This window comes from Nocardia sp. NPDC059177 (assembly GCF_042755165.1).
GTDB lineage: Bacteria > Actinomycetota > Actinomycetes > Mycobacteriales > Mycobacteriaceae > Nocardia.
Genome location: NZ_JBHZBX010000002.1, coordinates 205,984 through 220,570, shown reverse-complemented (window position 1 = coordinate 220,570; position 14,587 = coordinate 205,984). Strand labels below are relative to the sequence as shown.

The following is a 14,587-nucleotide window of genomic DNA, read 5'->3' as shown; positions in this document are numbered from 1 at the left end:
ATAGATCGCTCCTACGTATGGAGGAGGTCGTCGATGGCTTCCGGGTTCGTCGGCCGCAGCATCGAGCTCGGACTGTTGCGGACCCGACTCGATCGGATCATCGAATCGGGCCGGGGAACAGCCGTCGCGCTGCGTGGGCGTAGGCAAATCGGAAAGTCGCGTCTGGTCCAGGAGTTCTGCGACCGGGCGCAGGTGCGGTACTTCTATTTCACCGCCACCAAGGGCATGTCGGTGCACGATTCGCTGGCGGCATACCTGGCGGAGCTGCGCCGGTCAGGGATCGCCCGCGAACCGGACACCCTCCCGGAGAGCATCGGCAGCTGGCCCGACGCGTTCCGGGTACTGGCGAACGCGATCGGTGACGAGCCGACGGTCGTCGTCATGGACGAGGTTCCGTGGCTGGCCGAACAGGACGACATCTTCGACGGGGCACTCCAGACGGGCTGGGACCGGCTGCTCCAGCAGCAGCCCGTCCTCCTGCTGCTGCTCGGCAGTGATATCCACATGATGGAACGCCTCACCGCCTACGACCAGCCCTTCTACGGGCGCGCCGACAATCTCGTGCTCGGTGCGCTCAATCCGGCCGAGGTCGCCCGGGCACTCGACCTCGAGGCAGCAGCGGGTATCGACGCGCACTTGATCACCGGTGGCCTCCCGGGCATTCTGCGCAGTTGGCCGCAGGGGATGGCGCCGCTGGACTTCGTGCGGCGCGAGTGCGACGACCCGGCCGCGCCGCTGTTCAGCGTGCCGGAGTCGACCTTGCTCGCCGAGTTTCCCGCGCCCGACCAGTCCCGCCGCGTTCTCGAAGCCGTCGGCAGTGGTGAAAGAACATTCGCCACGATCGCCGCGGCGGCCGGAAGCCGAAGCGGCGCTGTGCCTTCCGGGACGTTGTCGCCACTGTTGCAGCGGTTGACCGGCGAGAAACACATCCTCGCCAACGACATCCCGCTGTCCACCAAATCGGGAAAACCCGCGCTGTACCGTGTGACGGACAGCAATCTCCGGCTGTATCTCGCCGCGCTGCGGTCGGTGCAGGAGCTGACCCGGCGCGGACGGCCGGATGCCGCCTACGACCTGTTCGCTCGCCGATGGACGACCTGGCGTGGCAAAGCTGTCGAGCCGCTGGTCCGCGACGCGCTCGAGCTGGCAGCGCTCACGGGCTCGTTGCCGTTCGACGATGTCGCCGTGGTGGGAAGCTGGTGGAATCGGGCATTCGATCCCGAGATCGACCTGATCGGGGCCGACCGATCCCCCGTCGCGCACCGGATCGCGTTCGCCGGTTCGATCAAATGGCTCGGGAGTCCGTTCGACCGTCATGACCTCGCCTCGCTGACCAAGGGCGCGCATATGGTCCCGGGCTTCGTCGCGCCGGACACCGCGTTGGTCGTCGTATCGCTGGGTGGGGTTCACGCCGCCTGCGCGGACCTGATCGACGTGATCTGGGACGCGCGGGACGTGCTGGCGGCGTGGAGTTGAGGCGGGTCAGTACAGGGTTTGCTGGTCGGCGGAGATGGTGAAGCCGTGGCCTGCGGCGTCGCAGCGGATGCCCTGTTCGGTGGAGGTGCAGGCGACGCCTCGGACGACGAGGGTGTCGCCGTAGTGCAGGGTGGCGCCGCCGCCCTTGTTGGTGCCGTCGACCGGGGCGCCGATGAAGATGCCCTGGCTGGTGCAGAGGAATTCGGTGGTGTTGCCGTCGACGTGGACGGCGACCTTGCGGTTGGGTGCGTCGTCGCAGTTGGGGAGCTGGGGCGGGATGACGTTGGCGTGGGAGAGCTGGCAGCCGAAGCCGAAGGGGGCGTCGGCGAGGATGCCGCACATGATGTTGCCGGTGGGCGACTGGAAGTAGTAGTTGTCGCGCTGCTGGTAGGCGCGGGCGTCGACGGTGGCGTCGTCGCGGGTGGGCATCCCGGTCGGTACCGGGCTGGTGTCCGGCACGACCGTCGGGTCTGCGGTGACCGGGCTGGTGTCCGGCACGACGGTCGGGTCCGCGGTGACCGGGCTCGTCACGATCTTCGGCGCGGTGGGCGACGTCGACTCAGTGACGGCCGGTGCGGGTTCGGTGGTGTCGCACGCGGCGACTCCCCCGGCGAGCGCCACCAGCGCGGCCACGACGATTACTGCTCTCATGATCTGTCCCCTCTGTTCCGCCCGACCCTCGCAGGGAGAATCGGTGATGCGCGCGATATCGTTTCCCTCGCTCAGCGAACCGAGGTGAACCTGTGACCACAGCGCAGCACGTCTGGTACGCCGCCTACGGCTCCAATATGCTCGCCGCACGGTTCGACTATTACCGGCTCGGCGGCACCCCGCCCGGCACCACGCGCACCTATCCGGGATTCCGTGATCCGGCGCCACCGGCGGCCGTCACCGCGCTCACGCTGCCGGGCAGCCTGTATTTCGCCTGGCAGAGCCCGGTGTGGACCGGCGGTGTCGCGTTCTATGCCGCGCGGCCGGCCACGGACTGGCCGACCGGGGTCGCCGCCCGGGGGTACCTGCTCACCGTCGACCAGTTCGCCGATCTGCGGGCCCAGGAGATGTACCGCGCCCCCGGCGACGGCTTCGATCCGGCGCAGGTACCGGCCGGCGGCCTGCTGACACTCGGACCGGGCCGCTACGAAACCGTCCTGCACGCGGGCGACGTCGACGGCATACCCGTCCTGACCTTCACCGCCCCGTGGTCACCGGAAACCGTTGCGCTGCACAAACCTTCGGCCCGCTATCTCGCGATGATCGCCAACGGCCTGCGCGCGGCGCACGGCTGGGACACCGAACGTGTCATCGAGTACCTGCGGCCACTGCCCGGCATCGCGACCCACTGGACCGAGCCCGGACTGCGCGCCGCGGTAGCCGGCGGAACCGGCCTCGACCTGCCCCGCTGACGATCGACGTTTCGCCGACGGGCCGCCGGGTAGACAATCGAACCAGGGGCACAACCGTCCAGGAGCGGGTGCATGGAATGGTTCACGGCACCGGACTACTGGCAGGGCAGGCTGATCTTCCAGCGTGGCCTGGCGGTGATCTACGCGCTCGCCTTCCTCGCCGCCGCGTTGCAGTTCCGCGCGCTGCTCGGCGAGCACGGGATGCTGCCGATACCGCGCTACCTGCGACGGACGCCGTTTCACCGGTCACCGAGTCTTTTCCACCTGCACTACTCGGACCGCTTCTATGCCGTCGTCGCCTGGTCGGGGGCCGGGCTCGCGGTCGCGATCGCGGCGGGCGCCGCGGATCTGGTGCCGCTGTGGGCCTCGATGCTGCTGTGGCTCGCGCTGTGGGTGCTGTATCTGTCGATCATCAATGTGGGGCAGACCTGGTATGCCTTCGGCTGGGAATCGCTGCTGCTCGAGGCCGGTTTTCTGGCGATCTTCCTGGGTAACGACACCGTCGCGCCGCCGCTGCTCGTGCTGTTCGCGGCGCGCTGGCTGCTGTTCCGGGTGGAGTTCGGTGCCGGGCTGATCAAGCTGCGCGGCGATCGGTGCTGGCGCAAGCTGACCTGCCTGTACTACCACCACGAGACCCAGCCGATGCCCGGTCCGCTGAGCTGGTTCTTCCATCATCTGCCCCGGCCGCTGCACCGAGTGGAGGCGGCGGCCAATCATGTCGCCCAGCTGGTGGTGCCGTTCGGGCTGTTCGCGCCGCAGCCGGTGGCGAGTGTGGCCGCGTGCCTGCTCATCGTCACCCAGCTGTGGCTGGTGATCTCCGGCAATTTCTCCTGGCTGAACTGGGTGACGCTGCTGCTGGCCACGACCGTGGTCGTCGGCTATCCGGTGCTGCCCGACGCGCCACCGGTCGCCGATCCGCCGGTGTGGTTCGTCGGGGCGGTGTTCGCCTATATCGCGATGGTGGTGGTGCTGAGCTATCGGCCGGTGGCCAATCTGGCCTCGCCGAAGCAGGCCATGAACGCCTCGTTCGACCCGTTGCACCTGGTCAACACCTATGGCGCGTTCGGTGACATCACCCGGGTCCGCCAGGAGATCGTGTTCGAGGGCACCACCGCCACCCACCTCACCGCCGACACGGTGTGGCGCGAATACGAGTTCAAGGGCAAGCCGGGCGACCCGCGCTACCGGCCACGCCAGTGGGCGCCGTATCACCTGCGACTGGACTGGCTGCTGTGGTTCGCCGCGCTCTCGCCCTCGTATGCCCGCGGCTGGGCGATGCCGCTGGCCGCGCGACTGCTCACCAACGACCCCGACACGCTGCGCCTGCTGCGCTACTGCCCGTTTCCCGAGGAACCGCCGCGCTATCTGCGGGCCCGGCTCTACGAATACCGGTTCAGCTCCCCCGCCGAGCTGTTCGGCGAGCGGATCTGGTGGCGGCGCACGCTGATCGGCGAGTTCCTGCCGCCGCTGACGTCGGAGTGGATCGGCCGACGATAGGAAAAGCCCGGCCGACTTGTCGACCGGGCTTCTCGTGGAGCGGATGACGAGATTCGAACTCGCGACCCTCACCTTGGCAAGGTGATGCGCTACCAGCTGCGCTACATCCGCATGCATTTCCGGGCCCGTACCGGGATCGCCGGGGGCTTCATCGTGCGAGAAGAAACATTAGCGTGTGCCACCCGAAAACACGAAATCCGTGCGCACAGCCCGGCTGCGGGCACGGTGAGGTCCGGCTGCGCGCGCCGTCGTCTCGAGCATTCGACAAGGAATCCGAAAGCGCTGCGGCGCAATGTTTTCCCAGCCCGGCAAGCCTTGCCGGCCTCCGAGGAAGGCACGCGAATGAAGACTCTGGGGATGGTCGCGGCGGGCATCACTGTGACCACGGTAACCATGCTCGGCACCGGTTCGGCCGGCGCCGATTTCACCGACCCGGTGGAATTCAGCGACACCATCGAGAACGTCGAGGAGCCCGGTTTCACCGACTACGCGATCGACGTCGACCATCCACGCTCGTGCCTGGTGGTCCAGAACCACCGCGGCGGCGACGTTCGCCTGCGCCTGAACTATCCCGCCAGCAGCGGCCAGTGGACGTTCCGCCGCAACCAGACCGGCGTCCTGTACCACCGGGACAAGGTGGTGCGCTCGCCCTCCGGCCGCTGGAGCGTGCGCGCCAACCCGCCCGTCGACGCGAAATGGATCTACGACGCCAACATGAACACCGGCAAGGGCTGCAACGGGTCCTGGTTGCTGACCCTGAACTGATCCCGTACTACCTGGACATGCGATCACTAGGCCCTGGGGGATTTTCGCTCTCGGCGTTTGTCTACCTCATGGCCTAGTGATCAATTGTCCAGTCAGGATTCCCGGTTGTCCTGGGCCTTTTCGGCCTTGCGGGCCAGGCGTTCGGCGGCTTCGGCGTCGTCGAGGGCGGTGGCTTCCTCGAGCGAGGGGGCGCTGCCACCCAGGCGCTTGGGGACCCAGTAGGCGCCGGGTTCGTGGTGGTAGTCCTGCTGGAGGCCGGCCAGGAGGTGCTGCATGGTGGTGCGGAGTTCGGTGGTGAGGTCGGCGGCGGGCTCGTAGGGCTGGATGGGCTCGCCGACGGCGATGGAGATGGGGGTGTTGGTGCGGCCGAGGCGCTTGGGGAAGCCCTTGGTCCACACCCGCTGGGCGCCCCAGATGACGATCGGGATGATCGGGACCTCGGCCTCGAGTGCCATCCGGGCCGCGCCGGACTTGAATTCCTTGATCTCGAAGCTGCGGCTGATGGTGGCCTCGGGGTACACGCCGACCAGTTCGCCGTCGCGCAGGTATTTCACCGCCGACTTGTAGGAGTCGGCGCCCGCGGTGCGGTCGACCGGGATGTGCTTGAGGGCGCGCATGATCGGGCCGGAGACGCTGTTGTCGAACACCTCCTGTTTGGCCATGAACCTGATGTAGCGACCAGGGGTGCGCGCGGGCAGTCCGGCGTAGGTGAAGTCCATGTAGCCGGTGTGGTTGATCGCCACCACGGCACCGCCGGTGGCGGGAATGTTCTCCGCCCCCTGCACGGTGAACTTCAGACCTTCGAGGAAGAAGACGGTTCGGGCCAGGCCGATGATCGACCGGTAGACGGGTTCCACAAGTCAGTTAGCGTAGTCGCCGATCGCCGCTCGCGGCAGGTCGCCGGTACCGGACGCCGCCACCGTACAATCGCGGCATCGCGCCGGTGCGCGAATTCGCTTCGCGCACACCGGTCTACCCCCGGCGAGCTCGCTCGCCCCGACAGTCAGCGCCCGCGGGTGCCACGACCTGGGAATGAGGAAACCTCGCAGTGGAACGCGCTCAGCCACTTGCTCCGGCCCGCCCGCACCGCACTTCCGCGCTGGTCGCGGGCCTGACCGTCACCGCGGCACTGCTCGCAGGATGTGATTCGGTCTCGGGCATCCCCGAAGATCCGGCACCGGCGGACACCTCGACGACGTCCACCACCACCACCCCGGCCCCAGCATCGATCGCCCCGACCACCACCACCCAGCCGCTGCCCGCCGACGCGCCGCAGGTCGGCGCGGTCCCAGGCGAGCCGGACGCCGTCACGGCGGTGCGCCGCTGGGCTGCCGACCTGGAGACCGGGACCGTCGCCGACCTCCAGGCGAAATGCTGGACGATCCCGCCGCGCACCGTCGCCGAGATGTACGCCGACCCGCAGACCGTGCTGGCCGCCCTCACCGGCCCCGGCACCGCGACCGCCGACACCATCACCTGGCGCACCGGCGCCACCACCGTCACCGTGGAACGCGAGGCGGTGGACTCCGGATACGCCTGCGGGCGGGTGTTCGCGGCGGGCGTCGAGCCCGGTTACGACGACGCCGATGCCCGCCACACCGTGCGCCGCTACCTCGCGCGCGCCGTTGGCAAACCGCTCGATCCGGCCGACATCGAAGCATCTCATCCGCTGACCTGCAAGGCCGATCCCGCGACCTGGGACCCCGAAGGCACCGGCAACCCCACAGCACCCCCCTTGACAGGCGACTCGGGCAAAGTAGGCAATGTCACCTCCTACACCGCCGAGGAGCTACGATCCGAGCAGGTTCGTGGCGACTACCTGGCGGTTCACGTTCCCGTGACCACCGCGACGGGGGGCACGAGAAATCGGACATTCACCCTCGTTCCGACAGCCGAGGGCTACTGCATCGGTGACGTAACGATTTAGCCACTACCCTGGTTGGCTGGTCCGCCGGAACAGTCAGGGCCCGAAGGAGGCAGCTTGCGTAACCACGTAGGGCCCCTGATCCGGCGAATCAGATACTGGTAGGAGGAAATGGCTCGTGCAGATCACCAGCGTCGGACACGCAGGCTTCCATATCCGAACCACGGCCGGGACGATCCTGTGCGATCCATGGGTCAATCCCGCGTATTTCGCCTCGTGGTTCCCGTTCCCGGACAACTCGCAGCTCGACTGGGAGTCGCTCGGCGATGTCGACTACCTCTACGTCTCGCATCTGCACCGCGATCACTTCGACGCCGCGCACCTGAGCAAGTACGTCAGCAAGGACGCCACCATCCTGCTGCCGGACTACCCGGTGCCGGATCTGCGCCGCGAGCTCGAGGCGCTGGGCTTCACGAAGTTCTTCGAGACCCAGGACTCGGTCAAGCACACGATCACCGGGCCGAAGGGCTCGCTCGACATCATGATCGTGGCGCTGCGCGCGCCCGCGGACGGCCCGATCGGCGACTCGGGCATCCTCGTCTCCGACGGTGAGACCACCTGCTTCAACATGAACGACGCGCGCCCGGTCGACATGGATGTCATCCACGACGCGTTCGGCCACATCGATATCCACCTGCTGCAGTACTCCGGTGCCATCTGGTATCCGGCGGTCTACGACATTCCCGCGCGCACCAAGGCCAATTTCGGCAAGCAGAAGCGCCAGCGCGGCATGGACCGGGCCCGCTCCTACATCGAGCAGGTCGGCGCGACCTGGGTGGTGCCCTCAGCCGGTCCGCCGGTGTTCCTGGACGAGGAACTGCGCTACCTCAACGACGACCGCGGCGACGAGGGCAACATCTTCCCTGATCAGATGGTGTTCCTGGAGCAGATGCAGATCCACGGCAACGCCGGCGGGATCCTGATGATCCCCGGTTCGGTGGCCGATGTGCGCGGTGCCGAGCTCGACCTGGCGCACCCGTTCGACCCGGACCGCATCTATGGCGACAAGGCCGCCTACATCGCCGAGATGGCGCAGCGTTTCGCGCCGGTGCTGGCCGCGGAGAAGGCGTCGTGGGAGACCGGTGACGGCTCGCTGCTGGAGCCGCTGCGCGAGCTGTTCGAGCCGATCATGAAGCAGAGCGCGCTGATCAGCGACGGCATCGGCTACCCCGTCGGCCTGGTGATCGGCGCGGAGACCGTGGTGCTGGACTTCCCGCACCGCACGGTGCGTGAGCCGCTCGAGGGCGAGGGCCGCTACCGCTACGGTTTCCGGATCGCGCCCGAGCTGGTGCGTACCGTGCTGCGCGACAACGAGCCGGACTGGGTGAACACCATCTTCCTGTCCACCCGGTTCCAGGCGTGGCGCATCGGCGGCTACAACGAGTTCCTCTACACCTTCTTCAAGTGCCTCACCGACGAGCGCATCGCCTACGCCGACGGCTGGTTCGCCGAGGCGCACGACGACTCGGCCGTCACCGAACTCGACGGCTGGGAAGTCCAGCGCCGCTGCCCCCACCTCAAGGCCGACCTGTCGAAATTCGGTGTGGTGGAAGGCAACAACCTCACCTGCAACCTGCACGGCTGGCAGTGGGACCTGGAATCGGGTCGCTGCAAGACCTCCAAGGGCCACGAGCTGCGCTCCCGCAAGCTCTGAGATTCACAACCGAACGGGCGGTACGGGTTTCGTACCGCCCGTTTTTCGTTGCCGCTGCTTGCATAATTTGCAAATTGCCCATCTGCGGAGAATTCCGGGGCGATTCGGTGGATGGCGCGCGCGGACCTCGCCTAGCCTCACGGTCGAAGATCAACAGGATCTGATCGGAGAGGAAAACCCATGGCGGACATGGACATTGCCCTGAAGGAAATGATGCTGCTGGACGGCGCGCTGGGGGCCTGCGTCGTCGACTACACCAGCGGCATGACGCTCGGCACGATCGGCGGGTCGAAGAATCTGGATCTGCAGGTCGCCGCCGCGGGCAACACCGAGGTGCTGCGTGCCAAGATGCGCACGATGGAGCAGCTCGGGCTCGACCAGGAGGTCGAAGACGTGCTGATCACCCTCGGCGGGCAGTACCACCTGATCCGGCCCGCGCAGGCCCGCCGGGCCAAGGGCCTGTTCCTCTACCTCGCCCTGGACCGCAATCGCGGCAATCTCGCGCTCGCCCGGCGCCGCCTCGCCGATATCGACGCCGAGCTCGAGATCTAGACAGTCGTATCATCGGCGTCGCGCACGGGGATTCCACTAAGCTCGGTCGCACTCGAGGCGATCGCGCCACCGGTTTCGACGCGAGACGCGCAGTCGCGGAAGGGAAGTACCAGTCGGGATGCCGGGGACACAGCGGCCGCTCTATCAGATGAAGGCCGACTTCTTCAAAACCCTCGGGCACCCCGTGCGGATCCGGGTACTCGAGTTGCTGAGTCAACGCGAACACGCGGTCTCGGAGATCCTGCCCGAGGTGGGCGTGGAGGCGGCGAATCTCTCCCAGCAACTGGCGGTGTTGCGCCGGGCAGGCTTGGTCACCGCCCGCCGGGAAGGGCTGGCGGTGACCTACGCACTCACTTCGCCGCAGGTCGCCGAACTTCTCGCGGTGGCCCGGGTGATCCTCACCGGCGTCGTCGCGGTGCAGGTCGAGGCACTCGCGCCGGCGAGCACCATCGGCTGAGCGGGCCGTCAGGGTTCTGGCGGGCTCGCGACGTGCCGGGCGTATTCGAGAATGCGCAGGGTTTCGACGGCGTCACGGGGGTCGACGGGCACGGGTGCACCGTCGAGCAGGGCGGCGGCCATGCCCGCGTAGAAGGCGGGGTAGTCGCCCGGGAGAGTGGGGATGGTGCGCAGGTCGTCGCCCGCGCCGAAGGTGCCCCACTGATCGGGATCTACTGTGCCCCACGGTTTTCCGTCGTCGGGGCGGCGGCCGGCGCGCAGGGCGGTCTCCTGGGGGTCCAGGCCGGCGACGGTGTAGCCGTTGGTGGCGCCGAGCACACGCAGGCGGGGGCCCAGCTGCGGGGCGACCGCGCTCATCCACAGGTGTGAGCGGGTGCCGTCGGCGTGGGTGAGGGCGATGAAGGCGTCGTCGTCGGCCGCGACGCCGGAGCGGCGGGTGTCGAGTTCGGCGTAGACCTCGACGACCGGGCCGAACAGGGTCAGCGCCTGGTCGACCAGGTGCGACCCGAGATCGAAAAGGATGCCCGCGCCCTCCTCGGCGGTGCCCGTTTCGCGCCAGGTGCCCTTGATCGCCGGGCGCCAGCGCTCGAAACGCGACTCGAACCGGCGCACCTCGCCGAACTCCCCGGCCGCCAGCAGGCTCTGCACGGTGAGAAAGTCGTTGTCCCACCGGCGATTCTGGAACACACTCAGCGGCAGGTCGGCCCGCTCGGCGGCCTCGACCACCTCCTGCGCGTCCTCGGCGCGCACCGCGAACGGCTTGTCGACCACCACCGGCAGCCCGGCTGCCAGCGCTTGCAGCGCCAGCGGCGCATGCGACCGGTTGGGCGTGGCGATCACCACCAGATCAACGTCCTCGTCCTCGGCGAACAACTCCTGCGCGCTCCCCCACACCCGCACACCGGGATGTTCGGCGCGCGCTTGCGCGGCACGCTCGGCCGAGGAGGTCACCACCGCGGCCACCCGCAAGCGCGGATCGGCGGCGATCAGCGGCGCGTGGAACACCGATCCGGCCAGTCCGTACCCGACTACCGCTACCCCGAGCTGGTCCATCGGTCGAGTATCCACCATCGTGCGGCGGGCTCAGCGTCGCGGCAGCTTGTCCACTGCCGCGCGCAGGATCGTGGTGGCGATCCCGCAGGATTCCTCGTGGCCGCCCTCGGCGCCGTGCACCGTGACCTCGATGGTCTCCTGCCCGGCGTCGGGGACGAGGTAGGCGCGGGTGCAGATGGTCTTCGAGTTGCCCTTGTCCTGGTACACCGGAATGCCGTCGACCGTGACGGGTGTCAGGCCGTCCCCGGTGGTGAGCGCGCTGGTGCGCAGGAGCTTCACCGTCAGCCGCATCTGCGCGTCCCACTGGCAGAGGTGCGCGTCGGCGATGGTGGGTTCGGCGGGCAGTTCGCCGATCTGCTGGGTGACGGTGTCGCGGTCGAGCAGGGCGCACGGGTCGAGCGCGGCCAGTGCCGAGTCGCGGTCGGTGTCGCGCGGCGCGGACGCCAGTGACCGGGCGATATTCGCCGCGATGTAGTCCAGACCAGCGCACTCGGTCACGGTGCTGCGCTCGGTGAACCCGATGACGACGCCCGCCTCGTGCTCGTCGCCGGGGGCGGCGATGGCGCGCGCACACATCGCCTCGCTGCCGTCGATGATCGCGACTCCGTCGACGACGGTTTCGTTGGGTGTCAGGAACTCGTTCTCCTGCCCGGGGTCGAGCGAGAAATAGTAGCCGCCCGAGGACGCGACGCACCCCCAGCTCGCGTTCTCCGACAGCTTCCAGGTATCTCTGGGCAGCGCCTCCGGCTCGACCGGGACCGCGTCGCCGAGGGCCGATTCGAGCCAGGCGCACGCATCGATCTGGCGGGCCTGTGCCATGGTCAGCCCGGTGATCGGCGCGGGCTCGCGGGTGGCGACGTAGGTGATGCCGGTCAGCGCGAGCAGCACCGCGACCACCCCGGCCGCCGCACCCGCCTTGACCTTCGGGCTCGTCGCGCGCCAGCGGCGGCGACCGGATTCCAGTGCTCGCCTGGCGAATTCGAGGGTCGCGGTTCCGGCCGCGGCAAGTCGTTCGGACACTGGGCGCGCCGGCGCGGGTTCGATGGTGACGGGCGGCAACGCGGCCAGCAGTGCCGTGATCTCGTGCTGCTGACGGCCGATGTCGTCGAGTACCGGCTCGGGCCAGGGCGGTGGCTCCGTCGACGGAGCACCGAGATACTGCAGGATCTGCCCGGGTGTCGGGCGCGCCGCCGGATCCTTGCGCAAGCAGGCGGCGAGCATTTCGACCAGCGGCTCGGGCACCTGACTCAGGTCGGGTTCGCGCTGGGCGATGTTGAACAGGGTGTACGGCACCGACGGCGCGGCGAACGGGGTGACGCCCGAAGCGGCGAAGGCCAGCACCGAACCGAGCGCGAAAACGTCAGCGGCAGCCGTCACTTGGAGTCCGAGCGCCTGCTCCGGCGCGAGGTACTCCGGGGTGCCCGCCGTCGACGCGGTACCTGTCGCGGGGGCACCGTCGACCGGGGTGATACCGATGTCGCCGAGATATCCGCGATCGGTGGACAACAGCACCGAGTCGGCGCGCAGCCGCCGATGCACCAGTCCGGCGGCATGTACGGCCCGCAGGGCCGAAGCCAGCGAACCGGCCAGGGCGCGCACCGCGGGCACCGGCAGCGGTCCGTGTTCGGTGACGGCGCGGTCGAGCCGGATGCCGGGCACGAACACCGAAGCCACCCACGGGCTTTCCGCATCGGCGTCGACATCGATCACGGTCGTGTTGCTGGCCCCGGACACCCGCATCGCGGCAACCGCGGTGTGCCGCAGCCGGACCCGGAACTCCGGTTCGCTGAGCAGGTCCGGGTCCACCTGCTGGACCACGACCAGGGAATTGCCGGGGTCGGCGGCCAGCAGCGCCTGGAAACCGGGAGCGGATTCGAGGCTGCCGAGGACGCGGTAGCGACCGATGGCCTCGGGTACGCCGGGACCGGGTGGCTGGATCGTCATGAGGTCGGCAACTTCGCGAGAGCGGGTGCGAACAGGGTGACCGCGGTATCGCAGGCGTTCCCCGAGATGTCGAGATCCGAATAGTAGGTGGCGTGCACCTGTTCGGCACGGTTGTCGCGTGACGGGCGGGTCATCACGATGAGCTCGCAGTAGCCCGCACCCTTGTTGTCGGTATAGACCGTGCGGCCCGCGATCGTGGTCGTGGGGCGCAGTTTGCCGCCGGACACGTCGTCGGGCCGGGGGCGGTCGTCGATATCGATGGCGAAGTACCCGTCGTGTCCGGTCGCGCCGCAGCCGTGCGGTGTCCGTTCCCGGATCGGGTCGCCGATCCGCGGCCGGACCAGCGCGACATCGATCAGCGAACAAGCGTCGAGCAGCAGCACCGAGTCCGCCGGGAGATCACGCAGGGGCGGGTTGACCGCCAGCCGCCGGACCACCGCGGCCAGCGCACGCTCCGCCGCCGGGCAGGCATCGCCGTCATTCGCGGAGGCGCTCATGGTCAAGGTCATCGGCAGCCCGCTCTGGGTCACCACCGCACGGTCACAGTTGCGAGCCTCCCGGTCGCGGCCGTAGACCGGCATCCAGTTGATCGCGGTACCCAGCGGGCGCGGACCGGACCGGATCTCGGAGACCGGCAGACGGGTGCTGAGCGTGAAGTAGATCTTGCGATCGTTGTGATCGCGATAGTAGATCGAGCAGCCACCCACCCCACTCGGCACGAGTTCGCCTACCGCCGTACCGATTTCGCCGATCACCGGCGGGGTCATCAACGCGCAGACATCGAGACTGCGCGTCTCGTCGTCGGTGAGGGCCAGTGGCGGGTCGTCCATCGCCACGGCGGTGCCGTCGACGCCGAGACCGCAGACCGCGATCACGGCGAGCACCAGGACCGACACCGCCGCGGCGACCGGGACCAACCGTGGCCAGACAGGCTTGCGCCGCTCGACCCGCGCGGGTTCGTCGGGCGGCGTCCCGGCGGCCCAGGCGACCGCTTCGGCATGGCATTCGCTGATCCGCCTGCGGATGCGGACCGGCCACACCGGCTCGGCCTCGATCCGGCTCGCCGCGTCGAGCAGCTGCTCGGGTGTCGGGCGCGCGGCGGGGTCCTTGGCCAGGCAGGCCCCGACGATCGCCCGCAGTGGCGCGGGGACTTCCGCGATATTCGGCGTGGAATAGAGGACGTTGTAGAGCACCTGCGGTGTCGACGCCGCGTCGAACGGGCTGGCTCCGGTGGCCGCCATCGCCAGGATCGCCCCGACGGCGAACACGTCGGAGGCGGCGGTGAGTGGGCGGCATTGCGCCTGCTCGGGCGACATGTAGGCGGGTGAGCCGAGGACGGTGCCGGTCGCGGTGAGGGCGAGGTCGTCCTCGAGCGCGCGGGCGATACCGAAATCGATCACCCGGGGTCCGTCATTGGTGAGCAGCACATTGCTCGGCTTGAGATCGCGGTGCACCAGACCGGTGCGATGGATCTCCAGCAACGCCATCGCCAACCCGGTCGCCAGCAGCTTGAGCCCGCTCACCGTCAAACGGCCGAACTCGGTGACCATGTCCTGTAGCGCCGGGCCGGCGATGTACTCCGAGGCCAGCCACGGCGTCTCGGCCTCCGCGTCGTGGTCGACGACGCCTGCGGTGTACGCGCCGGTGACCTGCTTGGTGGCGAGCACCTCACGACGGAACCTGGCCCGGAACTCGGGATTACCGGTGAACTGGCGATGAATCTGCTTGACCGCCACCAAGCGCCCGTCGGGACCCTGGCCGAGCAGCACCTGCCCCATGCCACCACGGCCGATCAGGGCCAGCAGCCGATAACGACCCAGCTGCACCGGATCCTGCGCGGACAGCGGTCGCATCGCCCCGCCT

General features: G+C 68.7%; 13 protein-coding genes and 1 tRNA gene. 8 read left to right on the top strand and 6 right to left on the bottom strand.

The genetic code is table 11. The features are described from left to right. Positions 1 to 33 precede the first annotated feature (33 nt). Positions 34 to 1,476 carry an ATP-binding protein gene (locus tag ACFXK0_RS04185; protein WP_379408272.1) on the top strand — a complete coding sequence of 481 codons (1,443 nt, stop codon included), beginning with the start codon at positions 34 to 36 and terminating at the stop codon, positions 1,474 to 1,476. Positions 1,477 to 1,482: 6 nt separating this feature from the next. On the opposite strand, the gene ACFXK0_RS04180 is transcribed toward ACFXK0_RS04185, so the two are convergent. After that, positions 1,483 to 2,127, bottom strand: coding sequence for a DUF6636 domain-containing protein (locus tag ACFXK0_RS04180; RefSeq protein ID WP_379408270.1), 645 nt, complete (start codon positions 2,125 to 2,127; stop codon positions 1,483 to 1,485). A gap of 92 nt (positions 2,128 to 2,219) precedes the next feature. On the opposite strand from ACFXK0_RS04180, the gene ACFXK0_RS04175 reads away from it, so the two are divergent. After that, positions 2,220 to 2,879, top strand: a complete 660-nt coding sequence (locus ACFXK0_RS04175) for a histone deacetylase (protein WP_379408269.1) — start codon at positions 2,220 to 2,222, stop codon at positions 2,877 to 2,879. A 72-nt stretch (positions 2,880 to 2,951) separates the two neighbouring features. Further along, complete coding sequence (locus ACFXK0_RS04170) at positions 2,952 to 4,376, top strand: lipase maturation factor family protein (RefSeq protein WP_379408268.1); 1,425 nt, start codon at positions 2,952 to 2,954, stop codon at positions 4,374 to 4,376. 35 nt (positions 4,377 to 4,411) lie between these two features. On the opposite strand, the gene ACFXK0_RS04165 is transcribed toward ACFXK0_RS04170, so the two are convergent. Then, positions 4,412 to 4,487 (bottom strand) — tRNA-Gly (locus tag ACFXK0_RS04165). Here ACFXK0_RS04165 and ACFXK0_RS04160 point away from each other — a divergent pair. Next, complete coding sequence (locus tag ACFXK0_RS04160; protein ID WP_379408267.1) at positions 4,458 to 5,141, top strand: hypothetical protein; 684 nt, start codon at positions 4,458 to 4,460, stop codon at positions 5,139 to 5,141. The genes ACFXK0_RS04165 and ACFXK0_RS04160 overlap by 30 nt on opposite strands. A 92-nt stretch (positions 5,142 to 5,233) precedes the next feature. Here ACFXK0_RS04160 and ACFXK0_RS04155 read toward each other — a convergent pair whose 3' ends face one another. Next, positions 5,234 to 5,998 carry a lysophospholipid acyltransferase family protein gene (locus ACFXK0_RS04155; protein ID WP_379408266.1) on the bottom strand — a complete coding sequence of 255 codons (765 nt, stop codon included), beginning with the start codon at positions 5,996 to 5,998 and terminating at the stop codon, positions 5,234 to 5,236. A 191-nt stretch (positions 5,999 to 6,189) separates the two neighbouring features. Here ACFXK0_RS04155 and ACFXK0_RS04150 point away from each other — a divergent pair, with 191 nt between their 5' ends. The 4 genes from ACFXK0_RS04150 (at position 6,190) to ACFXK0_RS04135 (ending at position 9,728) form a co-directional block, all read left to right on the top strand. After that, complete coding sequence (locus ACFXK0_RS04150) at positions 6,190 to 7,068, top strand: hypothetical protein (RefSeq protein WP_379408265.1); 879 nt, start codon at positions 6,190 to 6,192, stop codon at positions 7,066 to 7,068. 115 nt (positions 7,069 to 7,183) lie between these two features. Continuing rightward, a complete protein-coding gene (locus tag ACFXK0_RS04145) occupies positions 7,184 to 8,719 on the top strand; it encodes a Rieske 2Fe-2S domain-containing protein (protein ID WP_379408263.1) in 1,536 nt (511 codons plus the stop codon). Positions 8,720 to 8,899: 180 nt separating this feature from the next. Further along, positions 8,900 to 9,271, top strand: a complete 372-nt coding sequence (locus tag ACFXK0_RS04140) for a hypothetical protein (protein WP_379408261.1) — start codon at positions 8,900 to 8,902, stop codon at positions 9,269 to 9,271. A gap of 118 nt (positions 9,272 to 9,389) precedes the next feature. Next, the gene (locus ACFXK0_RS04135) at positions 9,390 to 9,728 is read left to right on the top strand and encodes an ArsR/SmtB family transcription factor (RefSeq protein ID WP_379408260.1); all 339 of its coding nucleotides are present in this window, start codon (positions 9,390 to 9,392) and stop codon (positions 9,726 to 9,728) included. 8 nt (positions 9,729 to 9,736) lie between these two features. On the opposite strand, the gene ACFXK0_RS04130 is transcribed toward ACFXK0_RS04135, so the two are convergent. Genes ACFXK0_RS04130 through ACFXK0_RS04120 form a run of 3 tightly spaced genes read right to left on the bottom strand, consistent with a single transcriptional unit; the run spans position 9,737 to position 14,577 of the window. Further along, positions 9,737 to 10,780 (bottom strand): Gfo/Idh/MocA family oxidoreductase, encoded by a 1,044-nt coding sequence (locus tag ACFXK0_RS04130; protein ID WP_379408259.1) that lies wholly within the window; start codon positions 10,778 to 10,780, stop codon positions 9,737 to 9,739. Positions 10,781 to 10,810: 30 nt separating this feature from the next. Further along, complete coding sequence (locus ACFXK0_RS04125) at positions 10,811 to 12,724, bottom strand: protein kinase (protein ID WP_379408258.1); 1,914 nt, start codon at positions 12,722 to 12,724, stop codon at positions 10,811 to 10,813. Beyond that, positions 12,721 to 14,577 carry a serine/threonine-protein kinase gene (locus tag ACFXK0_RS04120; RefSeq protein WP_379408257.1) on the bottom strand — a complete coding sequence of 619 codons (1,857 nt, stop codon included), beginning with the start codon at positions 14,575 to 14,577 and terminating at the stop codon, positions 12,721 to 12,723. Before ACFXK0_RS04120 ends, ACFXK0_RS04125 begins: the two co-directional genes overlap by 4 nt. Positions 14,578 to 14,587 lie beyond the last annotated feature (10 nt).